The organism is Algibacter lectus (genome assembly GCF_004368925.1).
Lineage (GTDB): Bacteria > Bacteroidota > Bacteroidia > Flavobacteriales > Flavobacteriaceae > Algibacter > Algibacter lectus.
Genome location: NZ_SORL01000008.1, coordinates 788,463 through 812,090 on the forward strand (window position 1 = coordinate 788,463; position 23,628 = coordinate 812,090).

Annotated in this window: 17 protein-coding genes; 12 read left to right on the forward strand and 5 right to left on the reverse strand. The window is 33.3% G+C overall.

All coding sequences use genetic code 11. The annotated features are described in order from the left end of the window. Positions 1-154: 154 nt before the first annotated feature. Positions 155-766 (forward strand): hypothetical protein, encoded by a 612-nt coding sequence (locus DFQ06_RS11740; protein WP_133967864.1) that lies wholly within the window; start codon positions 155-157, stop codon positions 764-766. 159 nt (positions 767-925) lie between these two features. On the opposite strand, the gene DFQ06_RS11745 is transcribed toward DFQ06_RS11740, so the two are convergent. Together DFQ06_RS11745 and DFQ06_RS11750 are read right to left on the reverse strand one after the other, a co-directional pair. After that, entirely contained in the window at positions 926-1,708 is a 783-nt protein-coding gene (locus tag DFQ06_RS11745) for an enoyl-CoA hydratase/isomerase family protein (RefSeq protein ID WP_133967866.1), read from the reverse strand. 41 nt (positions 1,709-1,749) lie between these two features. Further along, a complete protein-coding gene (locus DFQ06_RS11750; RefSeq protein WP_042503964.1) occupies positions 1,750-3,243 on the reverse strand; it encodes a sensor histidine kinase in 1,494 nt (497 codons plus the stop codon). 385 nt (positions 3,244-3,628) lie between these two features. Between DFQ06_RS11750 and DFQ06_RS11755 the strand changes: the two genes are divergently transcribed. The 8 genes from DFQ06_RS11755 (at position 3,629) to DFQ06_RS11790 (ending at position 14,111) form a co-directional block, all read left to right on the forward strand. Beyond that, positions 3,629-4,411, forward strand: coding sequence for a DUF3108 domain-containing protein (locus tag DFQ06_RS11755; protein ID WP_042503962.1), 783 nt, complete (start codon positions 3,629-3,631; stop codon positions 4,409-4,411). Positions 4,412-4,417: 6 nt separating this feature from the next. Next, on the forward strand, positions 4,418-5,335 hold the full coding sequence (locus tag DFQ06_RS11760) for a tryptophan 2,3-dioxygenase family protein (protein WP_074937410.1): 918 nt from the start codon (positions 4,418-4,420) through the stop codon (positions 5,333-5,335). Next, on the forward strand, positions 5,293-6,633 hold the full coding sequence (locus tag DFQ06_RS11765; RefSeq protein ID WP_042497765.1) for a peptidoglycan DD-metalloendopeptidase family protein: 1,341 nt from the start codon (positions 5,293-5,295) through the stop codon (positions 6,631-6,633). The genes DFQ06_RS11760 and DFQ06_RS11765 overlap by 43 nt, the downstream gene beginning before the upstream one ends. A 7-nt stretch (positions 6,634-6,640) precedes the next feature. Next, entirely contained in the window at positions 6,641-8,260 is a 1,620-nt protein-coding gene (pgi, locus tag DFQ06_RS11770) for a glucose-6-phosphate isomerase (protein ID WP_074937407.1), read from the forward strand. Between the two features lie 171 nt (positions 8,261-8,431). After that, positions 8,432-10,975: a TonB-dependent receptor gene (locus DFQ06_RS11775; protein WP_133967868.1), complete on the forward strand. Its 2,544-nt coding sequence runs from the start codon at positions 8,432-8,434 to the stop codon at positions 10,973-10,975. Positions 10,976-10,986: 11 nt separating this feature from the next. After that, the gene (locus DFQ06_RS11780) at positions 10,987-12,144 is read left to right on the forward strand and encodes a hypothetical protein (RefSeq protein ID WP_042504637.1); all 1,158 of its coding nucleotides are present in this window, start codon (positions 10,987-10,989) and stop codon (positions 12,142-12,144) included. A 79-nt stretch (positions 12,145-12,223) separates the two neighbouring features. Beyond that, positions 12,224-13,573, forward strand: coding sequence for an endonuclease (locus DFQ06_RS11785; protein WP_042504638.1), 1,350 nt, complete (start codon positions 12,224-12,226; stop codon positions 13,571-13,573). Between the two features lie 103 nt (positions 13,574-13,676). Continuing rightward, on the forward strand, positions 13,677-14,111 hold the full coding sequence (locus tag DFQ06_RS11790) for a hypothetical protein (protein WP_042497757.1): 435 nt from the start codon (positions 13,677-13,679) through the stop codon (positions 14,109-14,111). Between the two features lie 135 nt (positions 14,112-14,246). Here DFQ06_RS11790 and DFQ06_RS11795 read toward each other — a convergent pair whose 3' ends face one another. Further along, the gene (locus tag DFQ06_RS11795; protein ID WP_235833528.1) at positions 14,247-15,386 is read right to left on the reverse strand and encodes an endonuclease/exonuclease/phosphatase family protein; all 1,140 of its coding nucleotides are present in this window, start codon (positions 15,384-15,386) and stop codon (positions 14,247-14,249) included. A gap of 40 nt (positions 15,387-15,426) precedes the next feature. Between DFQ06_RS11795 and DFQ06_RS11800 the strand changes: the two genes are divergently transcribed. From DFQ06_RS11800 to DFQ06_RS11810, 3 genes are all read left to right on the forward strand, one after another. Further along, a complete protein-coding gene (locus DFQ06_RS11800; RefSeq protein ID WP_133967870.1) occupies positions 15,427-18,228 on the forward strand; it encodes a TonB-dependent receptor in 2,802 nt (933 codons plus the stop codon). Between the two features lie 82 nt (positions 18,229-18,310). Next, positions 18,311-19,747 (forward strand): DUF5689 domain-containing protein, encoded by a 1,437-nt coding sequence (locus DFQ06_RS11805; protein ID WP_133967872.1) that lies wholly within the window; start codon positions 18,311-18,313, stop codon positions 19,745-19,747. A 53-nt stretch (positions 19,748-19,800) separates the two neighbouring features. Further along, positions 19,801-20,178: a hypothetical protein gene (locus DFQ06_RS11810; protein ID WP_042504642.1), complete on the forward strand. Its 378-nt coding sequence runs from the start codon at positions 19,801-19,803 to the stop codon at positions 20,176-20,178. A 9-nt stretch (positions 20,179-20,187) separates the two neighbouring features. On the opposite strand, the gene DFQ06_RS11815 is transcribed toward DFQ06_RS11810, so the two are convergent. Together DFQ06_RS11815 and DFQ06_RS11820 are read right to left on the reverse strand one after the other, a co-directional pair. Further along, entirely contained in the window at positions 20,188-21,156 is a 969-nt protein-coding gene (locus DFQ06_RS11815) for an endonuclease/exonuclease/phosphatase family protein (RefSeq protein WP_042497749.1), read from the reverse strand. A gap of 89 nt (positions 21,157-21,245) precedes the next feature. Next, complete coding sequence (locus tag DFQ06_RS11820) at positions 21,246-23,474, reverse strand: T9SS type A sorting domain-containing protein (protein WP_074937391.1); 2,229 nt, start codon at positions 23,472-23,474, stop codon at positions 21,246-21,248. Positions 23,475-23,628: the final 154 nt, after the last annotated feature.

Consider the following 23,628-nt stretch of genomic DNA (forward strand, 5'->3'; position numbering starts at 1 on the left):
TGGGGTTTTAACCTCGATATATGGTATATTAATTTAACATTATCTTGATGTAATAATAACGGTTAAAATAGTATATAAATACGTCAAAATCAATGTTTTGGGTTGGCTCGTTTGGTTGTATTTTTGACATGTTGAACGTTAAAAACACCAAATCATGAAAAACGTAATTAAACACCTTAGAAAAGGAATCTTAATGGTAACAATTTTTGCTACTACATTAAGTTTCGCGAATGAAGTTTCAGTTTTTACAATTAAAAATGAAGCCGACAAAACCTCACTAACTTTAACAGATGTTAAAAAGGGGAATCTTTTATCTATTAAGGATGAAAATGGCATTGTATTATATAAAGAATTCATACAGAGATCTGGAAGCTATACAAAAGGTTTCGATTTGACGGAATTGCCAAATGGAGCATATTTATTTGAAGTAGATAAAGATGTGGAAATTAGCATAATACCGTTTACAGTTGAAGCTGACAGCGTGACTTTTGATGAAGCTGGCGAAAAAGTAATTTACAAGCCTGTAACAAGAGTTGTAGGAGATTTACTTTATGTAACTAAGCTTTCTTTAGATGAAGCTCCTTTAGAAATTGATATCTATTTTGAATCTGATGAAGTGAATGGAAGCTCTGAATCTGTTTATTCAGAAAAAATTGAGAACTCTAAAATCATTGAAAGAGTTTACAAATTAGAGGATATTAAAGATGGTAAATTCGAAATAGTTTGTCATTCAGAAGGTAGAATCTTCACGAAAACAATTAATTAAGTTCTAACTCAACTTGATAAGGGTGAGCCGTAAGGTTCACCTTTTTTTTTGGAAAAAAATCTAATAGATTAGGTTGTTGATGAGTGTAATAAAAAAAGGACAGCTCTTTTGGTAAAAGCTATCCTTAATATTTTTAGTTGAAAATTATTTCGAGAAGAATTATTCCCCCGGAAATTCAGCAGTGCGTTTCTGTAAAAAAGCAGTAGTTCCTTCTTTAAAATCTGCTGTTCCAAAACTTTTTCCGAATTGTTTAATTTCGGTTTTGTAACCATTTTTACCTTCTTCTAAACCTGCGTTTACCGCTTTAATAGCTTTTGCGATGGCTACAGATGAGTTTCTCATCATTTTATTTGCCATTTTTTCGGCTAACGGCATAAGTTCGGCTTGTGCTACTACGTGGTTTACTAAACCGTAGTTTTTTGCAGTTTCAGCATCAATCATTCCGGCAGTCATTATCATTTCTAAAGCTCGACCTTTCCCTACAAGTTGGGGTAAACGTTGTGTGCCTCCATAACCAGGTATAACGCCAAGAGATACTTCTGGTAATCCCATTTTTGCATTATCGCTAGCAAGCCTAATATGGCAAGCCATGGCTAACTCTAGTCCGCCTCCTAAAGCAAAACCATTAACGGCTGCAATAACTGGAGTGCCTAAATTTTCTACATAATCAAATAGTATTTTTTGACCTTTAGCAGCTAGTTTGCCCCCTTTTTCTTCAGAGAAATTAGCAAACTCGCTAATGTCTGCACCTGCAACAAATGCTTTTTCTCCGCTACCAGTTAAAATAATTACTTTGGTGTTTTTATCTTTATCGGCTGCTTTAAAAGCCTCATGTAATTCTTGTATGGTATCTTTATTAAGCGCGTTTAGTTTTGTTGGGCGATTAATTGTGACTTGAGTAATACCGTTGTTGGTTTCGGTTAATATGTTTTCGAAATTCATAATATTTTTATGGTTTTTAAACTCTTGCTAATTTACGTTTTTTAAGAAAGATTATTTCTAAAGTTTTTGGAGTGTTCTGCTTTTTGTGGAAAAACAACTTTGAAAACAGCGCCTCTGTCTTGTTCAGATTCAAAAGAGATTGTGCCATTGTAGGTTTCTACAATGTTTTTAACCATGGCTAAACCAAGTCCCATGCCGCTTGTTTTTGTAGTGAATTTTGGCTCGAATAGTTTCTTTTTGTTTTCCTCTAAAACACCAGATCCGTTGTCGGATACGGTTAAAATAACATTATTGTTATTGGTGGCAACGTGTACGTTTATTTTTGGATCGTCTTTAATTGGCATAGCCTGTATAGCATTTTTAACCAAATTGGTAATTACACGAATAAGTTGCGTTCTGTCGAAAATGGCAATAATTTCTTCTTTTTCGGTTGTAAAATAAATGTAATGCTCATTAAAAATATCTAAAGCGAGTTTTACAATTTCTACGACGTTTAAAGTTTCATTTTGTTGTGCTGGCATTTTTGCAAAATTTGAAAATGCCGAGGCAATAGAACTCATGGTATCTATTTGCTGAATAAGAGTTTTACTGTATTCATCTAATTTAGAGTGGATGTTTTCATCTTCTGGGTTAAACTTACGCTGAAAACTTTGCACAGTTAATCGCATTGGGGTTAATGGATTTTTAATTTCATGTGCTACTTGTTTCGCCATTTCTCGCCAAGCTTGTTCACGCTCACTTTTTGCTAACTGGACGGCACTTTCTTCTAGCTCATCAATCATGCTGTTGTAAGAGTTTACTAGAGTTGAAATTTCTTCGCTGGTGTCGCTTATTTCAATACGTTTATTCTGTTTTTCTAAACGGGTGGTATTTATTTTATCACTAATTTTTTTAAGAGATTTAGTAATGTATTTCGATAATAGAAAAGCAATACCAACGGCCATAAGTAATACGAATAGGTAAGCATAGATAATTCTAGATAAGAACTCATCGAGTTCTTTAGCTAGAAAATCATCATTTTCTAGATACGGAATATTTAAAATGGCAATAGGTTTCGATTTATTGTCGGTTACGTAAGTAAAAGAGGATTGAAAGGTTTGTCCATTTTCTATATGTTTATCTACATATCGATGGTCTGGCGTGTTGGATATGGCGTTTAAAACTTCGGCGCTTAAACATTTTTCTACGGCCGATTTTTGCAAACCAGCACTAGATGCTATGAGTAATCCACCATCTAAATCGTAAAGAATTATTTGTAGTTTGTGTATGTCTGCAATGTTATAAATTTCTTCTTTAAATATTATTGGGATGTTTTCTGTTTTTACTTCCCAGGTGTTTTGCCTACCGTTTAGTACGCGTTTTATGTGTGTTTTTGTGTTGAGCTCTTTTCGCTCTAAACGCTCGGTATGGTAATCTTTAGTTTCTTCTTTGTATTGGTAAATAGCGATGCCTGTAATAAGTACAGAGGCTAGTAAAACCAAGAGAATCATGGAGAGGAATATGCGGGTACGAAGTGATGGTTTTTTTATTTTCATTAATGCATTTGTAGTGGTCTAAATATAACAATAATCGCACCAAAGGATGCACGAGGTAACTTAAAAGTTGTTTTTGTAACGGAATTTGGCGGTTGCGTGCGTTAGGGATTGTAGCTTTGTTGGAGGTCTTTTTGTGTTGTTGCACCTATTGCAACACAAAAAAGAGACTGCGGAAAGCCCGACCCTTTTCGGGGAACGCCCAAAGATTTATTAGATTTTGTGAATATGTGAAATTTGTAGGCTTATGTAACAAATTATTGTTAAGAGCTTCTAATATATAAGGGCGGTAATTATTATTTTTCTATTTTTGGAATAGTAATTGTAATTTATTGCTTGTTACAATAATTGTACATTTAATAAGTTACATGATATGACCTACATAGAGATGAAAAAAATACTACTTATATTATCGTTGGTTTTTGTTGCGCAAACTGGGTTTTCGCAAACTGAATCGGCTTTTGAAGATGGCGAATGGTTTAAGTTTAGGATGAGTTATAGCAATTGGTTAAAGGCTGGTAATGCCACGTTGGCGGTGCATGACGAGGTTTTAAACGGGAAACCTGTTTACCATGTTGTTGGTAAAGGTTGGACGACTGGCATGATTAAGTGGTTCTTTAAGGTGAAGGATAGGTATGAAACTTATTTTGATAAAGAGACTATTTTGCCATACAAGTTTATACGTAATATTGATGAAGGTGGGCATACTAAGGATTTAGAGATAGATTTTGATCAGAAAAACCACAAGGCGCACATTAACGATAAAAAGCATAATAAAAAAATAGTGGTTGATACTAAGCCGAATATTCAGGATATGGTGTCTACGTTTTACTATTTGCGTAATCACTTAGATACCGAAAATTTAAAAGTGGGTAGCGAGGTAAAGATTGATATGTTTTTTGATGAAGAAAATTATGGTTTTAAATTACAGTATTTAGGTGAAGAAACTATTGAGACCGATTTTGGAGATGTTGAAGCGTTAAAATTTAGGCCTTATGTTATGGCAGGTCGCGTTTTTAAAGAGGAAGAAAGTTTAACCCTATGGGTTTCGAAAGATAAAAATAAATTACCTTTGCGTATAAAGGCAGATTTGGCTGTGGGTTCGCTTAGAGCAGATTTAGACGCTTTTAGAGGGCTTAAACACCCTTTTAATGTTGTTGTTAAAAACTAATAAATTTTGAACTCTAAAATTACGGATCAAATTAAAGCTAAGTTTGATGCTATTGACCAAGATGTTGATGCGCATTTAGAAGGCTTGTTGCATAGTAAACCCATTAATTATTGGGATTATATACAAACCGATGCTTTATTAAATTTGCAAGTACAGCGTACTGTGTTTCCGGACGAGTTGGTTTTTATTATGTACCACCAAGTAAACGAGTTGTTGTTTAAAATGGTGCTTTCTGAAATGGATCAAATTGCCAAAAATGATACCATTGATACCGAAACATTTACCACTAAAATAATGCGTATTAGTCGTTATTTTGATGTGTTAACGTCTTCCTTTAGTATCATGAAAGATGGTATGGATGTGGAGCAATACAATAAGTTTAGAACTACGTTAACGCCTGCTAGTGGTTTTCAGAGTGCGCAATACCGTAAAATAGAATTTGCATCTACAGAGTTAATCAACTTAATTGATAAACGTTTTAGAGATACGTTTGATAAAAACTCATCTTACGAAAACGCTTTTGAACACCTGTATTGGCAAGCTGCTGGTAAGGATTACAAAACCGGGAAAAAAACGTACACATTATCTGATTTTGAAGGTCGATATAAGGACGAGTTTATTAGATTTACAAAATTCTATCAGCATAATAACTTGTGGAGCAAGTTTAAAGGATTGCCTAAAGCATCGCAAGAAAATAAAGATTTAATAAATGCCATGAGGCATTACGATTATACGGTGAATATTAAATGGGTTATGGCACATTATAATACCGCAAATCACTATTTAAATATTAACGGAAAAACTGCCGAGGCAACCGGAGGAAGTGAATGGGTGAAATACATGCACCCTAAATATCAAAAAAGAATATTTTTTCCAGATTTATGGACAGAGAAAGAGATACAAGAGTGGGGAACAAATATATAATTCTATTAGCATGCGCTGTGTTTTTTGCAAGCTGTAAAGACGATGCGAAGCAAAGTGATTTAGAGGAGCAGGATTTAGCTGTAATAGAAATGCCTGAAGAAAACTTTGAATTCGGGTTTAATCTAGACGATTTTATTGTGAAGCGCGATACTATTAAAAGTGGTGATACTTTTGGTAAAATTCTAGATCGTAACCATGTAACTTACCCAGAGATTTACAATATAGTAGAAAAAGCTAAAGATAGTTTTAATGTTAGAAGCTTGCGCCCGGGTAAACCTTACACGCTTTTGTGTGCTAAAGACTCTTTAGAAACACCAAAATGTTTTGTTTACCAACCAAATGTAGAAGAGTATATTGTGGTTAATTTTCAAGACTCTATTCATGCATATACAAGTAGAAAACCTATAAAGTATGTTGAAAAAACAGCAACAGGTATTATTACTAATAATATTTCACAAACTTTAGAAGAACAAGGGTTAAGCCAGCGTTTAGCTTATAAAATGGCCGATGAAATTTATGCATGGACCATAGATTTTAGGCGTTTACAAAAAGGCGATCGCTTTAAGGTTATTTATACCGATAAATATATCGATGATACTATTTATGCTGGTGTGCAAGATGTAAAAGCAGCATACTTTGAACATAATAGTGAGCCTTTTTATGCTTTTGAGTTTGTTTCAGACACTGTAAATGGTATTAAAGATTATTTTAATGATGAAGCAAAAAATTTACGTCGTGCCTTTTTAAAAGCACCTGTTCAATTTAGTAGAATTTCATCGCGATATAATTTAAAACGCCGTATTGCGGTTTATGGTTTTAAATTGCGTCCGCATAAGGGGACTGATTTTGCTGCACCAATTGGCACACCTATTATGGCTACAGCAAATGGTACGGTAACGAAATCTGAAAAACGCGGAGGTAATGGTAATTATGTGAAAATACGCCATAATGCTACATACGAAACGCAATACCTACACATGAAAAGTCGTAATGTAAAACCGGGGCAATTTGTAAAACAAGGTGATGTTATTGGTTGGGTTGGTATGACGGGGAATACAGGTGGGCCACACGTCTGCTATCGTTTTTGGAAAAATGGTAAGCAGGTCGATCCGTTTAAGCAAAAACTGCCTGAAGCAAAAGGAATTTCCGATTCACTTAAAATAGAGTATCTAGAATTTATTTCACCTATAAAAAAGAAATTGGACGCTATTGATTTCTTAGAAGATGTTTTTGAAGATGATAAACTAGATCAACCAACTATAAAACAAAACACTAACGCAATATCATTTAACAATTAATAATCCTATGGCATTACCAAACATAAACCCCACAACAACTAAATCTTGGAAGAAATTACAAGCTCATTTTGAAGCAGTAAAAGATGTTCATATGAAAGATTTATTTGCTGAAGATAAAACTAGAGCAAATAAGTTCACTATTAAATGGGACGATTTTTATGTAGATTTCTCTAAAAATAGAATTACTGAAGAAACGTTAAAGTATTTATTAGAATTAGCTGATGATGTTAAGCTGAAAGATGCCATTAAGAGTCAGTTCTCTGGTGAAATAATAAACGAAACAGAAGGTAGAGCAGTCTTGCACACAGCGTTAAGAGCACCTAAAGATGCCGATTTTAAAGTTGATGGTGTTAATGTAATGCCAGAAATATATCAAGTAAAGCAAAAAATTGAAGGTTTTACAAATGAAGTTGTAAGCGGACAAAGAAAAGGTTACACCGGAAAAGCATTCACCGATGTTGTAAATATTGGTATTGGAGGTTCGGATCTTGGACCAGCTATGGTGGTAGATTCTCTTCAGTATTATAAAAATCATTTAACAACTCATTTTGTGAGTAACGTAGATGGTGATCATGTTAATGAGGTTATTAAAAAATTAGATCCAGAAACAACTTTATTTGTAATTGTTTCTAAAACATTTACAACACAAGAAACATTATCTAACGCCAATACTTTAAAAGATTGGTTTTTAAAATCTGCAAATAGTGATGCTATTGCAAAACATTTTGTTGCCGTATCTACCAATATTGAAAAAGTACAAGGTTTTGGTATAGATGCTAATAATATTTTCCCAATGTGGGATTGGGTTGGAGGTCGTTTCTCTCTTTGGAGTGCCGTTGGATTAACTGTTAGTTTAGCTGTGGGTTATGATAATTTTGATAGCTTATTAAAAGGAGCTAATAAAATGGACGAGCATTTTAAAAATGAAGATTTCGAATCTAACATTCCTGTTGTTCTAGCATTGTTAACTATATGGTACAATAATTTCTTTGAGGCAGAAAGTGAAGCCGTTATTCCATATTCTCAATATTTAAACCAGTTTGCTACCTATTTACAACAAGGTATTATGGAAAGCAACGGGAAAAGTGTAGATAGAAACGGAAATGCTATAGACTACCAAACAGGTACTATTATTTGGGGTGAACCTGGAACCAACTCGCAACACGCCTTTTTTCAATTAATACATCAAGGTACTAAATTAATACCGGCAGATTTTATTGGTTTTACTAAGTCGTTACATGGTAATAAAGATCATCAAGATAAATTAATGTCTAACTTTTTAGCGCAAACGGAGGCGTTGCTAAATGGTAAAACAGAAGCAGAGGTTGTTGCAGAAGGAACAAACGAAGCCATAACACCGTTTAAAGTGTTTAAAGGTAATAAGCCAACGAACACTATTTTTATAAATAAATTGTCGCCAGAAAGTTTAGGGAAACTTATTGCGATGTACGAACATAAAATATTTGTACAAGGAATTATTTGGAACATTTTTAGTTACGATCAATTTGGGGTAGAGTTAGGGAAACAGCTAGCATCTAAAATTTTACAAGAATTTAACGGAAGCGTTACAAATGAACATGACTCTTCAACTCAAAATTTATTGAATTATTATAACCAATCTGAGTAAAACGATAGAATATTCTTATAGAAAACGTAAAAAGGCCTTAGTATTTTAAATACTAAGGCCTTGTTTTTTGTTAAAGTTGTTAAATTTCTTAACATTTACTTAATATTGGCCCGCAATTTATACGTATTTTTGCACCGACTAATTTCAAATAATTAATACATAATTAAAATTATGAAAAAAACAACAAATTATTTATTACTAACTGTGGCACTGTTGTTCAGTACAGTTATTATGGCACAAAGTACTATTACAGGTACGGTTTTGGAACAAGGTATCAATATGCCTCTTCCTGGTGCTAATGTTGTCGAGAAAGGTACGACCAACGGAGTTGTAACAGACTTTGATGGAAATTTCACTCTTAACACAAAATCGGGTTCAGGTGAAATTGTCATTACTTACGTAGGTTACACATCTAAAACAGTTTCTTTTTCTGGAGACTCGTCTTTAGGTAAAGTAGTGTTAGAGCCTAGTCAAGTAGGTTTAGAAACAGTTCAAATTATTGCATCTGTGGCGGTTGATAGAAAAACGCCTGTTGCTGTATCTACAGTAAAAGCAGCAGATATTGCTTTAAAATTAAGCACACAAGAATTTCCTGAGATTTTAAAATCTACACCAGGTATTTACGCTACAAAACAAGGTGGTGGTTACGGTGATGCTAGGGTTAATATTCGTGGGTTTTCTTCAGAAAACGTAGCTGTAATGATAAACGGTGTTCCTGTTAACGATATGGAAAATGGTGCTGTTTACTGGTCTAACTGGGCGGGTTTAGGTGATGTTACTTCAACTATGCAAGTGCAAAGAGGTTTAGGTGCTTCTAAAGTGGCTGTGCCTTCTACTGGTGGTACAATTAATATTATCACAAAAACAACTGATGTTGAAGAAGGAGGTAACTTTTTTACAGGCATTGGTAATAATGGTTATTTAAAATATGGAATGACTTATTCTACAGGTTTGTCTGATAAAGGTTTTGCTGCAACAGTAAGTGCTTCTAAAATTTCTGGTGATGGTTATGTAGATGGTACCGAATTTGAAGGGTATAACTATTTCATTAATTTAACACAAGAAATCAATGATGCACATACAATCTCTTTTTCTGCATTTGGTGCACAACAAGAACACGGACAAAGATTTAATCGTTCTACAATTGCAGAATTACGTCAAACTGAATCTGGACCTTTAAAATCTAACAAAGATTGGGGTTATAAAAATGGGGAAGTTTATAATTCAGCTTTTAACTTTTATCACAAACCTCAAATGTCTTTAAATCACTTATGGACAATTGATGATAACTCAGTATTATCAACAGCGTTATATGCATCATTCGGTCAAGGTGGAGGTCGTAGAGATGAAGGGTCTAAAATTGGTTCAGATGATTATAGAATTGGTGGAGTGGATCAACCAATTGATTTTGATACTATTATAGAAGAAAACATTGCAAATGGTGTTTCTGGTTCTTCAGATATTATCTCTTCTTCAAGAAACTCTCACAAATGGTATGGTTTGTTAACTACTTACAAAAATGATATTTCTGATAAGTTAGTGCTTTCAGGAGGATTTGATGGTCGTTATTATGTTGGGTCTCACTGGTATCAAGTAGATGATTTATTGGGTGGTCAATTCTTTTTGGATAATGAAGACGATACTAAAGCTTTCGGACAAGCATTACAAGTTGGCGATCGTTATAATAAGGATTATGATGGTTATGTTGTTAGAACAGGTTTTTTTGGTCAAGCAGAATATCAAGTTGATGAGAAGTTGAACTTATTCATGGCTGCTGATGTTTCTAATACCAACTATTGGAAAAAAGAATTTATGAGTAGTGATGCTTCTTTTCCTGCTGATAGAAAGTCAGATAACGTAAACTTCGTAGGTTACGGTATTAAAGGTGGAGGTAACTATAATTTAGATGACACGAATAATGTGTTTGTAAATATCGGATATTTCTCTAAAGCTCCTTTTTTAACAAATGTTTTCCAACAAGAAGATGAGTTGACTTATAATGAAGACGCAGTAAACGAAAAAGTGTTTAGTGCAGAATTAGGTTACGGGTACAGAAGTGAAAAATTCTCTGCTAACGTAAATCTTTACTATACAAAATGGATGGATAAAGCAGAATCTAGAGAGTTACCGTCTACAACATCAGGTGAGAGGTTTTATGCTAATATTTTAGGTATTGATGCATTGCACCAAGGTTTAGAGATAGACTTTAAATACAGACCGACTAATGAGTTAACTGTTACAGGTATGGCTTCTCTTGGAGATTGGCAGTGGAAAAGTGATGTAAGTGCGGATATCTTTTCACAAGATGGTGAGTTATTTGATACTGTTGAGGTTTTTGCAGATGGTATTAAAGTTGGAAACTCGGCGCAAACTACTTTTGCTTTAGGTACAGCCTACGATTTTGCTCCAAAATCTAAAGCTTATATCGATTATAATTATGCAACTAACATGTTTGCTGATTTCGATGTAACAAGTAGAAGTTCTGCAGATTTACCAGATGTATGGGAAGCACCAGGTTTTGGTCTTTTTGATGTTGGGGTAAGCCATACTTTTGATATTGGTGATTTTGAAGCAGTTTTAAATACTAAAATTAATAACTTATTTAACACAGAGTATATTTCTGATGCGCAAGATAATGGTGGGTTGGAATCTGACGCCGCAGTTTACTACGGTACCGGTAGAACGTATAGTGTATCTCTTAAAGTTAATTTTTAAAAAAGAAAAAGATGAAAAAATTTATTTATTTATTAATGGCAATTGGGTTGGTGTTTACATCATGTAATCCAATGGAAGATATCTATGCTGATATCGATGCAAATTTAGCAAAAGAAGGTATTGTTGCTAAAGATTTTGATTACACTTTAACGGAAGCGGATTATACTGATGAAATTGAAGACGGTGGTTTAGGATTAAATTATCCTAATTTTAGTTCAGATGATGAAGCAAAAGAATTAATTTCTAGTTTTTTGAATGCTAAATATCCTTATTTTGGTGTTGCCTTCAAAGCAGACGGAACTATTGATGAGGCTTCTTCAGCTATCGTAACGTATGCGCTTTATAATAAAATCAATTCTTATAGTGCCGAGATACGCGAAGTGGAATATGCTGAATATAGTCCAATAACGGGAAATACTTATGGTAACTTTGATGAAAATAGTCACCTTCAAGATTATTTGAATCAAGAGTATCCTGATGCGGAAGATGATGATTTTGTATCGTTAAGATATGATTATTATAGCGATGGAGTAAATAGTACAGTAGCTAACGGATTTGTTTATCAAGGAGATAGTGTTTGGATGCAAATTAGTGGGTTTTCAGAGGCTGAATACGAGGCTATGGGTGAATCTTTCCCTAATTTCTCTAGTGAATCAGAAGCAGAAACTAAAATTCCTTTAGCTTTAAGTACTGAAGATGTAGAGTTCGGAACTGTTAAATCTGTAATGTATGAATTATATTCTAGCGGAGTAACTACAAGTTACACAACTGCTTTTATGTTTAATGATACAGAATGGGTAGAGTATAATAATGTTCAATCTAAAAGACTTCAGTTTGGTCATGATGGAACTAATTGGGTGCCAGATAATACTATTACTTACATTATGGGAGCTGCCGATTATGCAGCTGTTGTATCTGCGTTAGAGGGAACTTATCCTTCTGAAACAGCTAGTGTTGGTAATTATTCAAATTTTGATAGAAGATCTGGTAATGCTGCATATTGGAGTACAGATATGCTTGTTGAGGCTGTTAATGTTGTTTTGGACAATGTTGCTCCTTCGGCTGAAGAAAATCAAAAATATACTGTAACTTTTGATATCTATAATGGATCAAATACAACAGAAAATATTTCAGTTATTAAAATTGGAGGTGTTTGGGTTTTACAATAAAAGCTAGCATCTAAGTAATATAAAACCTCTTGTCATAATCGACAAGAGGTTTTATTCTTTTTAAGAAAATCGAAAAATTATGAAAAAAAGTATTATTTATTTATCTATTATGGCATGTTTTGGCTGTAGTAGTTCTGGAGGAGACGATTCTCCAGTTGATCCTGATACCGAAAATGGTGTTTCAATCGCTGTTAACGATGTAGCTGTTACAACGGAAGATAAAGCTGTAGTTATCCAAAATCCCTTAGCCAATGATGTGGTATTAGACAATGCTAGAATTACATCGTTTGATACAGCAAGTGCAAACGGAGGAACTATTGAAGATAATAGAAATGGCACGTATACTTATACACCAACCGATGGTTTTATAGGTGATGATACATTTACTTATACACTATGTGATAGTGATACACCAGCCGATTGTTCTACAGCCACAGTAACTATTACAGTAACTGATGAAGGAAATCCAATTGCAGAAAATGATGCTGTTAATGTATTATCGAATAGTTCTAAAGTTATATCTACCTTGCTTGAAAATGATTCGGCTATCGACAACGCTGTTATTACTTCTGTCGATAATGCTGGGACATTGGGAACTGTAGCTTTAAATGATGATGGCACCGTGACTTACACGGCTCAATCGGGTTATATAGGTGATGATACGTTTACTTACACTATTTGTGACGACGATGTGCCTACTCCAGAATGCTCTACAGCAACAGTAACTATTAGTGTGCTACAAGCTATTAACTTTAATATGCCTGCAAGTCTTGGAGATTATTACGATGGTGTTATTTTTGCCGAGGATTCAGATTTAATGTTTGATGAAATATCCAATCATACTCAAGTTATGCATACCGTAATATTAACATATACCCAACGTCATGATTATTTATATAATGCCGATGCCGATTTATCAAATCAAGATAATGTGATTTTAATGTATACAGGTGAAAGTAGATATTGGGAGGAGTATACTTCTGGAAATAATCCATATGCAACACAAACTTATAACACAGAACATATTTTTCCACAGTCTAGGTTAAGTTCAGACATAGCTGTTTCAGATTTACACCATTTAAGATCTGCCGATGCAACTGTTAACAGTGATAGAAGTAACTATCCATATATCGATGGAAGCGGAACTAATAAATTAATTGGAGAAGCTTGGTATCCTGGTGATGACTGGCGTGGTGATGTTGCCCGAATGGTAATGTATTTAAACATTCGCTACGGAGAGGATTTTGATAAAGTTGGTGGTTTAGAGCTTTTTAAAGCATGGAACGTTGCCGATCCAGTATCAGCCTTTGAAGAACAACGTAACAACGTAATTTATGCCGCACAAGGCAATAGAAACCCTTTTATTGATAATCCATACATAGCCACTTTAATTTGGGGCGGTACGACTGCAGAAAATAAATGGGAATAAGAATTATTCTAATTTAGAAAAACTTTTAAACCGCTTCAATCGAAGCGGTTTTTTTGTGAATTATAATTACTATTTTTGCATCTATAATTAAAACAAAACATTCATGTACAACATTGTATTATCACTCCATTCCTATTGGGCATATTTAGTGCTTATTGTATTATTAATAGCTGCAGTAAGTGCTGTTATAAAAACAATAGGAGATAAAGAATATGAAAACAACGATTTTAGAAGATCATTATTCACATTAATAGTATCTCATATTCAATTATTAATTGGTCTTGTGTTGTACTTTGTATCACCAAAATTTTTGTTATGGGGAGAGTTAGGCGGAAAAGTAATGAGTAACTCTATGGCGAGATTATACCTTGTTGAGCACCCGTTTATTAATATTATCGCAGTGGCTTTAATTACAATTGGTTATTCAAAACATAAAAAGAAATTAACTTCAAAAGGGAAGTTAAAAACAATAGCAATCTTTTATAGTATTGCGTTATTATTGTTTTTATCAAGAATTCCTTGGAGTACTTGGATGTAGATTAAAAGTATATCCAAAATAAAATATAGTCAGACCTTTCAAGTTATTTAATTTGAAAGGTCTTTTTTTTTTGAATTTGTGAAATCACTTGGGTCGAGCTAAGCAATAGAAGTCTGTTTTCTCATAACTTGATTTTCATTCTTCATTAACTTCCTTAATCAAATAAACATAAACCGGGAAGTGATCGCTAAAGCCGTTATTAAAGCCATGATATCCAAAGCTTCTTAACGGGTAACCTTTATAAGCGCCAAGTTTAGTAATAATGTAATTTTTGTTATAAATACCAGCTTTATAAAATTGAAATGAAGTGTAATCTTTCTCTAAAAATGGTTTGGTTACCATAATTTGATCGAATAAACTCCAAGAATCTCTATAAGCTGTTGTGCCCATACCATCTTTAAAGAAATTTATATATGGATTGTAAATACCTTTTAATCCCACTTTTTTCGTTGGCTTAGCTTTTAAAACTTTTTTAACGCTAGCATTGTTTGGGTTATCATTTAAATCGCCCATAATAAGTACTTTTGCATACGGATCTATAGTTTGTAAAGAATCTAATAAACGTTTATTTAATTTAGCTGCAGCCACACGTTTTGGTCTACTTTTAGCTTCACCACCACGTCGGGATGGCCAATGATTTACAATAAGGTGGATGGTTTCTCCTTCCAGATTCCCACTAACCAATAATTGTTCTCGGGTATAAACGCGTTTACTAGTTTCTGGATCGTAAATTTTCAACTCATGAGAACTCGTGCTTATCGGCGTAAATGCATTCTTCTTGTAAAGTAGTGCAACATCAATTCCGCGTACGTCTGTAGAGTTATAATGCACAATACCATAATCTATATCAACTAATAGCGAATCGTTTACTAAATCTTCTAAAACGGCTTTATTTTCAACTTCACAAACACCAATAATACTTGGTGCGGTATTTGTAACACCTTTTCCAATATCGGCAAGAACTCGTGCCATATTCCTTATTTTTTTCTTATAAACAGGACCTCTGTTAGTTTTTAATTCCATCATTGGGCTGTATTCATCTAATTTGTTCGGGTCATTTATAGTATCAAATAAATTCTCTAGATTATAGAAAGCAACTGTGTGGATTTTAAATTTTTTATCCTGAGCATTTGTATTTAAAAAAGCTAATAAAAGCAATGATGTAAGCGCGAATTTTAAACAATTTTTACTTTTAAATAAGAATGAAACTACATGGGTTTTGTAGCTAAATTGAAATGTAACTGCTTGAAATTCTTTTAAGTATTTAACTGTCAATTGATTGTTTTTTATTATAATTGAAGTAATAAAGATAAGCATGAATAAAATAACCCTTATTTTTTTATTCGGAATTTTTTCAATTAGCCTCCATTCTCAACAAACTTTAGTGAAGGGTAGCGTGCTAGATGCACTTACTTTTGAGTCTTTAGAAAACGTATCGGTAACTATCGAAAATAGCAATTTATCGATGGAGACAAATATACTTGGTGAGTTTTTATTCGATAAAAAGTTACCGCTAGGAGAGCAAATGTTGAGAGTTTCAAAAGTTGGATATATATCAAAGCGTTTCCCGATTATAATAAATGAAAATGAAACTGTTGATATTGCTGGTATTACCTTAGATCTAGATACTACGGCTACTAGCAATTTGTTTACAATCACATTATCTGATGATGAATTAAACGATGATTCTAGTGGTGCGGATAATATTTCAGGTCTGTTGGCTTCATCTCTCGATGTTTTTCAGCGTACAGCAGCATTCGAATTTAGTCCATCCTTTTTCCGTCTTCGCGGATTAGATTCTAAAAATAGCACCCTTTTAATTAATGGTATAGAAATGAACAAAACCTATAACGGTAGGCCACAATGGAGTAATTGGGGAGGTATTAATGATGTGTTACGTAATCAAGAATTATCGACAGGTTTAGCACCCTCAAACTATAGTTTTGGTGGTGTTTTAGGTACAAATAATATAAATATTAGGGCGTCGCAAACTAGAGCAGGTGGACGCATTACCTATTCATCGTCTAACCGAAGTTATAGCAATCGCCTTATGGCAACGTATGCTTCAGGTTTATTAAAAAACAATTGGGCATATACAGTAACGTTAGGTCGCCGATGGGGAAATGAAGGATATCAAGAAGCGACGAGTTATAATTCAAATTCCTTTTTTACTTCCGTGGAAAAAATAATTAACAAAGCCCATAGTTTAAGCTTTTCTGCGATTTACACACCAAATCGACGAGGTAAATCGTCACCAAACACACAAGAGGTTTTCGATTTAAAAGGCATTAAATACAACGAATATTGGGGTTGGCAAGATGGCGAAAAACGAAATTCTAGAATAAAAGAAGTTAGCGAACCAATTGTGATGCTTAATCATTACTGGAATTTAAATAGTAAAACGAAGTTAAATACCAACATAGGCTATCAATTTGGTAAAATGGGAAATAGCCGATTAGATTATAACGGAAAAGATTTAATAGATGGTTTTCCTCAAGGAGGTGGAGCAAACCCGAGTGCAAGCTATTATCAAAAATTACCAAGTTATTTTGAACGGAACTTTCCCGATCAATTAGGTTTTGCATATCAGGCCTTACAAACGTTTCAAGATGGTGGTCAAATTGATTGGAATGCCATGTATAGCACAAATATTGCTAATGCCAAAAATGGAGGTAATGCAACTTATGCCTTGTATGAAGATCGTGTAGATGATAAACAACTTACTGTAAACTCTATTTTAAATAAAGAAATAAACGACCATGTTAACTTCAATGCGGGTATTAATTTTAAAAGTTTAATCTCCGAAAATTTTGCTCAAGTTTTAGATCTTTTAGGTGCCGAAACTTATTTGGATATCGACGGTTTTGCAACAAATATTAACGAAGCTCAAAACGATTTATTAAACCCTAACCGCATAGTTGGAGTGGGCGATAAGTTTAAATATGACTATAATATTTTTGCAAACGAAATTGGAGGATATGCGCAAACACAATTTTCTTATAATAAAACGGATTTCTATGTAGCGGCTAGTTTGAAAAACACACAATATCAGCGTGAAGGTATTTATCAAAATGGTGGATTTCCAGAGAACTCATTTGGTAAAGGCGATAAGTTAAGTTTTATGGGCTTTGGTGCAAAAGCCGGGTTTACTTATAAGCTATCTGGTAAGCATGTGTTTAATATTAACGGTGGTTATATTTCTAGAGCGCCAACATTGCAAAACACGTTTTCAAATTCTAGAGAAAACCATAATGTTGTACCAGATATTACAGAAGAAAAAATAACGTCTGCAGATGCAAGTTATGTATTCCGGTCGTCTGTGGTTAAAGCTAAACTTACAGGTTATTACACAAAGGTTACTGATGCTAATGAAATTTCATTCTTTTTTGCCGATGGTATTGGTGGCGATAATTTGGCTTTTGTACAAGAAATTCTTCAAGGTATTGAAAAGCAACATATAGGTGCTGAGTTTGGTGTTGAAGCCCAAGTAACACCAACTATAAAATTAAAAGGTGCTGCTGCTATTGGGCAGTTTACGTATAACAATAATCCTAATTTATTTTTGTCTACAGAGCCGGATGACGAGGCTTTAGCTGCGGGTTTTATAGATGGGTTTAAAGATTTTGGACAATCGAAATTAAAAGATTATAAACTCGCTGCCGGACCACAAAATGCTTATTCAGTAGGTTTTGAATATAGCGATCCCGATTATTGGTGGTTTGGAGCTACGGCAAACTTTTTTGCAAATACCTATATAGATGTGAGCCCGTTAACGCGTTCTTCAAATTTTTCAACCGATTTTGATGGCAATGTTTTTAATGATTACGATGAGGTTTTGGCGAGAGAGCTTCTAAAACAAGAACGTTTTGATGATTATATGGTGGTGAATTTAATTGGTGGAAAATCATGGAAGGTTAGTGAGTATTACATCGGTTTTTTTGCTAGCATTAATAATTTATTAGATCAAGTTTATAAATCTGGTGGATTTGAGCAAGGAAGAAATGCAAACTTTAGAGAACTTAGAGATGATAAAGCTTTAGATACTCCTGTTTTTGGATCGAAATATTGGTATGGTCGTGGTACCACTTACTTTTTGAATTTGAATGTGAGATTTTAAATAAAAAACTGCTAGGTTAAAAAAGATAGTGTAGTACCATGCTGAGCTTTTTACGGCAACAAATAATATAAAAATATTAATCATGAAAAATTTTAAAATACTAATTGTCATTTTTCTGATGCAAACACTTATAATATCTTGTGTGAAAGATGATGATTATAGCGTTCCCGATATATCAATTATAGAACCCGATATTCCTCAAGATAAAATAACAACTTTTAAAACCATCAGGTCGCTTTACGATCAGGCTATAAATAGTGGGAATTCGACGGCTAGAATTGATGAAGATTCAGAATTATATATTGAAGGTTACGTGGTGTCTTCCGATAAATCGGGAAACTTTTTTGAAGAGTTAATTATTCAGAATAAAATAGATGACTCTAGCCCAGATAATGACCCTAGAATGGGATTTCAAGTCGCTATCAATGTGTCTAGTTTGTCGGATACTTATCAATTTGGACAAAAAGTATATCTAAAAATGGCAGGATTAACTATTGGAGAAAGTAGTGGAGGCATTTCCATAGGAAAAGGTGATGGAGCGCGTGTGGAACAAATTCAACCTTCAGAATATAAAAATATTATTATCAGAAGTAACGAAGTGGTGGATATTCAGCCTAAAGTTGCACATATTACAGATTTAACAAGTTGGGATCACAATACACTAGTTCAGTTAGAAAACATGCAATTAAACCGTTTTGAGTTGGGAGCCACATTTGCTAGCGAATCTATAGATGAGTATGATGGTATTAGAACTTTAGTAAGTTGTGAAACCGGTGTTTCTATACGTATGCAAACTAGTACATTTTCCGATTTTAAATCGTTACTTATTCCGCAAGGACAAGGTAGCGTTACAGGAGTTTTTGCTAGAGATTTTGGAGACGATTTTAATGTGCTTGTTTTAAATAGTTCGGCAGATATGAGTTTTACTTCTGAAACCCGTTGCGACCCCATAGAACTAGGTTGTGGTATTGCCGAAACATTGGGAACAGGTAATTTGTTTTATGAAGATTTTGAACCACAACGAAATAATAGACCTATAGAGATTGAAGGTTGGACTAATTATATTGAAGCAGGTACAGAAGCGTGGGAAGGTTATTCTTCCACTTCGTCAAATGCATCTTTAGGGCGTTCGGCACGGTTTCAATGTTCTAGTTCTGGAGACGACTCTAATATAGGTTGGTTAATTACACCGGCTATTAATTTAGACGTGCAGGATGGTGAAACACTTCGTTTTAAAACGTCTAATAGTTTAGCAAATAGTAGCTTTTTAGAAATTTTGTATTCTTTAGATTGGGATGGTGATGAAGCTAATATTACTACTGCCACTTGGGGTACAATATCTGATGCGTATGTGGTGAAAGATACTGACTCGTTTGTGCCGTGGTTTAATTCGGGTGCTGTAGATTTATCTTGCGAAAGTGGAACCATGTATATCGCTTTTAAGTTTACAGGAAGCGGCCAAGATACCTTTGATGGTATTTATGAGTTAGATGAAATTAGTGTGGATTTTGTGGAATAATAATTTGTTATTTAGACGTAACAAGTTTTAAATAAAAAGTCTAATTTCGCCGCATGGGCACATTCGATATTCTATTTTATCATTTTTTTAATCACTTCAAACTAAAGAAAAATAAGAAGGCTAATAGCATTGCTACTTTTTATGTTTCTTTTTTACAATGTAGTTTACTATTACTTTTAGGTGTGTTTTTTGCTAAGTTTTTTAGAAAAATGCACATGGATACCATGTCGGCAGATAAAGCATGGACTTTATTTGTTTTGGTAGTAATATTTATCTTCTTTAAAAACTGGATGTATTATGGCGGACGAAAACGTAAAGTGCTAAATGCCAAAATGATTAAAAATAAAAAACTAACCTATAATATCTATATGCTATGGTTTTTACCTGTAGTTATTTTAGCATTAACATTGGTTTTATTGCAAGCTGTATAAAGGCTACTATTATTTTTTGAAAATAGCATATACCGGAAAATGGTCGCTATAACCGCCTTTGTAGCGTTTGCCAGCATAGGTTCTGTATGGAGCGCCTTTGTATCTACCTTCAAATATTTTTAGAAAATCTTCATCAAAAATATTAGACAGGCTATACTCGTATAAATTCTCGGAGGTTTTGAAAAAGTTAGTTGAAATTAAAATTTGATCGAATAAATTCCACTGCCTATTATGTTTGGTGGTACCGCGATTAAAAGAGCGTAGCGTTTCCATAGGGTTAAACAAGCTGTAATTATCAACCAAACGTTTAATACTGTTATTGTGCGGATCATCATTAAAATCGCCAATTGTAATAATTTTAGCTTCGGGATCTTCTAAGGTTATACTAGAAATAATTTCACCTACTTTATCAGATGAAGCTATGCGTTTGTGTTCCGTTTCTTTTTCACCTTCACGTCTAGACGACCAATGGTTTACAATAACATGTATTTTCTCGCCATCTAAAATACCCGAAACCAATAGCACATCGCGCGTATAATCAGGTAGACCTTTGTCATTTTTTAATTCCACTAGAAATGGCTCTGAGTGTAAAACTTCAAAAACATCTTTATCATAAATTAAAGCCACATCAATACCACGCTCGTCCGGAGAATCATAATGAACATAGCCGTAATTGTAAGGTTCTAAATGTTTGGATGCAATTAAATCTTTTATCACTTTAGCATTTTCAACCTCTGCAAGACCTATAATAGCAGGTTGTTTACCTGTTTCTCGTCTGCCTATATTAGAAATAACGTAACCTAATTTTCTGAGTTTATTATCGTATCGTTTTGGAGTCCATTTTTTAATGGATTTAGGAGTAAAATCATTATCGTACTTTAGTTTATCATTAAAAGTATCAAATAAGTTTTCTGTATTGTAAAAGGCAACAGTTTGTAAATCGTTACGAACAGGAATATCATCAAAAGGTTCTATCATATCCCAAAAATATACTAAAATTATTTAACCTAGATTTTGACTTTCAAAATTTGGCAACATAGTATAAGTTTAGCTGATAAGTTGTTTGTTTATTCCTTTATAATATTTTTAGTGTAAGTGCCGTTGCTACTCACTACTTTTAAAATATAGATGCCTTGAGATAAGTTTTTAAGATCTATTTTGTTTTTACCAGTGGTACTTTGTAAAACTTCTTGACCAACTAAAGTGTAAACCGTAGTTTTTAAAATTGTGGCTTTATTTTTTAATTTAAAATTTAAAATAGAAGTCGTCGGGTTTGGGTATACAGATAAATTTTCTGTGCTAAACTTTTTATTACTTAACGTTGCATTATTTCTAAAAAAAACTAATGTATTTGAATTGAAATTGTGTGTTATTTCAACTGTTTTATCATTAGTATTAATAGATGTAATTTCTAAGTCTATCCAATTTCCATCTTGATAAGTTTGCGCAGATAGTTGTGCGGGATCTAGAATACCATTTTTAAAATCTAGATTGTTGTAAGTTAAATTTATGGTGCTTTGGTGACTAGATTCATTTAGTGTTACTAATTTATAATAGGTTTTAGCATAGCTATTGTTTGGCAGACTTTCTATTTTGGTTTTAAAAGCAATGGCTGTAGTGTCGAGCAATTCTATTTTTAAAGTCTCGTTTGGTGCTAAATTTGTTGATTTTAAACTGACATTATAAGAGGTGTTATTGTAGCTAATATCTTCTTCAGAATTAAGTTTTTCTATGTTAGCACCTTTACCACTTTGGTTTGGTGTAAAATATTTTGCTCTTATTTCAACATTATAACTGTAAACTTTATCGAAATCTGAGAAAACAAAACCGTTGTTAAATCGGTTAAGGTTGGTTACATACCCTGAGATTTCGTTATTATCAAAAACATGTTCTTGTGTGAATTGCAAGGTAGAGAAATCGAAAGATAAAATAGCTGCATTTACGCCGGAAGAGGAATGATATCCTCCGATAAGATATACTTTTCCTTCCTCTTGAGAAATATCCAAATTATTATTTAAAGCAAGTGAAAAATCATCACCATTTGTACTTTTTGGAAATTCATATCTTATTGTTTTTAAAGGATGTCCGTTTATTTCATACATATAATATGTACTTGAATAATCTGAGTTAAGTTCGCTAGCTATATAGTAGAATTTATTGTTATATGTAAAATAAGCATCAGTATCTTTAGTGTAATTTACTAAATTATAATAAGTGCCATCAGGGTTTACTATATTTAAAGTATCATTATTTTCATCTATATAAATAACAGACCCATTTAATTCTTTAATTGGTTTAGACATTGCAAAGCCTTCAGAAGTGTTTTTAGCCATATACCCTCGAGTACCATCATAATTTTCTTTGTTTTCATTTAAAATAAAAAGTGGAATTTGAGTTTGATTAGCCCCAAATATTATGTCGCCATTGGTATAACAAAGTTCTCGTCCTTCATCTATAAAGTCATCAGGATCATCACTAACACCCCAAGTTCTGTATAATCCTTGAAAATAAATATAAGAGTCTTCTAATAATATGTCACTTGGACTAACATCGGTCTTAGAGTTTCCATTAACATATAATTTCGTAATTCTATAGTTGCTAAGACTATCAAATTTATATAGGTCTGATCTGTTTTGTGTAGTGTTACCAATAAAATAATAAGTGCCTTTCCAGTAAAATATATTTGTTATTAGAGTTAAACTATTAAAATCATCTACGGAGTTTCCTATACCTGTATTACCATCAAATTCATAACTGTTTTCTAAAATACCATCGCCATTAAATATATTTATAAAAAAATTATAACCACCAGCATATCTATTACCACTTAATGTGTATGGTGGGTAATATTCCCTTCTTTGTTTAATAATTTTATTATTGCTTGTTCGGGTTATACTTTCGGCCGAAGTAGAGGATGTTACTAGTGTAGCACTAGTTCTACCATCATTTATTCTGTAGGCTTTGTCTTCACTTTGTGAGTTAAATAAACGACTACTAAACAAAAAAATATCGTTATCTATTGCGTAATTTTCTTTGTCTAAGCCTTCAAAACTGTATGTGTTATTTTCTAAGCCTTGGATTTGGTTTGTAGTTTCGTTAGAGCCATTGCTTATATAGGCACCAATTTTATAGGGGCTTCCAGACTCCGTCATAGTAAATAATATGTCGTTATTCAATGTTGTGACACCTGTTACTCCTCTTCTATAAATATTATTTTCTGTTTGTTTTATTAATCTAAGTTGTGCATGGGTGTAGAAGCTTAAAAGCGTACACAATAAAAGTAGTTTTGTTTTCATAAGTATTGTTTTTATAGCTAACACAAAGATTTATTTTTAAATAAAGAGGTTGTAACATTTTTGTGTAGATTGTAATAAAAACTGTATAAATGGTGTTTTTAAGTTTTTTAACCAGTTATGTTTACTTTTCAGCAGGTTATATTAGTTTTTAAAC

Coding starts and splice junctions, on each gene's coding strand:
- DFQ06_RS11740 (WP_133967864.1), top strand. CDS start 155: ATGAAAAACGTAATTAAACACCTTAGAAAAGGAATCTTAATGGTAACA.
- DFQ06_RS11745 (WP_133967866.1), bottom strand. CDS start 1,708: ATGAATTTCGAAAACATATTAACCGAAACCAACAACGGTATTACTCAA.
- DFQ06_RS11750 (WP_042503964.1), bottom strand. CDS start 3,243: ATGAAAATAAAAAAACCATCACTTCGTACCCGCATATTCCTCTCCATG.
- DFQ06_RS11755 (WP_042503962.1), top strand. CDS start 3,629: ATGAAAAAAATACTACTTATATTATCGTTGGTTTTTGTTGCGCAAACT.
- DFQ06_RS11765 (WP_042497765.1), top strand. CDS start 5,293: ATGGACAGAGAAAGAGATACAAGAGTGGGGAACAAATATATAATTCTA.
- pgi (WP_074937407.1), top strand. CDS start 6,641: ATGGCATTACCAAACATAAACCCCACAACAACTAAATCTTGGAAGAAA.
- DFQ06_RS11775 (WP_133967868.1), top strand. CDS start 8,432: ATGAAAAAAACAACAAATTATTTATTACTAACTGTGGCACTGTTGTTC.
- DFQ06_RS11780 (WP_042504637.1), top strand. CDS start 10,987: ATGAAAAAATTTATTTATTTATTAATGGCAATTGGGTTGGTGTTTACA.
- DFQ06_RS11785 (WP_042504638.1), top strand. CDS start 12,224: ATGAAAAAAAGTATTATTTATTTATCTATTATGGCATGTTTTGGCTGT.
- DFQ06_RS11790 (WP_042497757.1), top strand. CDS start 13,677: ATGTACAACATTGTATTATCACTCCATTCCTATTGGGCATATTTAGTG.
- DFQ06_RS11800 (WP_133967870.1), top strand. CDS start 15,427: ATGAATAAAATAACCCTTATTTTTTTATTCGGAATTTTTTCAATTAGC.
- DFQ06_RS11805 (WP_133967872.1), top strand. CDS start 18,311: ATGAAAAATTTTAAAATACTAATTGTCATTTTTCTGATGCAAACACTT.
- DFQ06_RS11810 (WP_042504642.1), top strand. CDS start 19,801: ATGGGCACATTCGATATTCTATTTTATCATTTTTTTAATCACTTCAAA.
- DFQ06_RS11815 (WP_042497749.1), bottom strand. CDS start 21,156: ATGATAGAACCTTTTGATGATATTCCTGTTCGTAACGATTTACAAACT.
- DFQ06_RS11820 (WP_074937391.1), bottom strand. CDS start 23,474: ATGAAAACAAAACTACTTTTATTGTGTACGCTTTTAAGCTTCTACACC.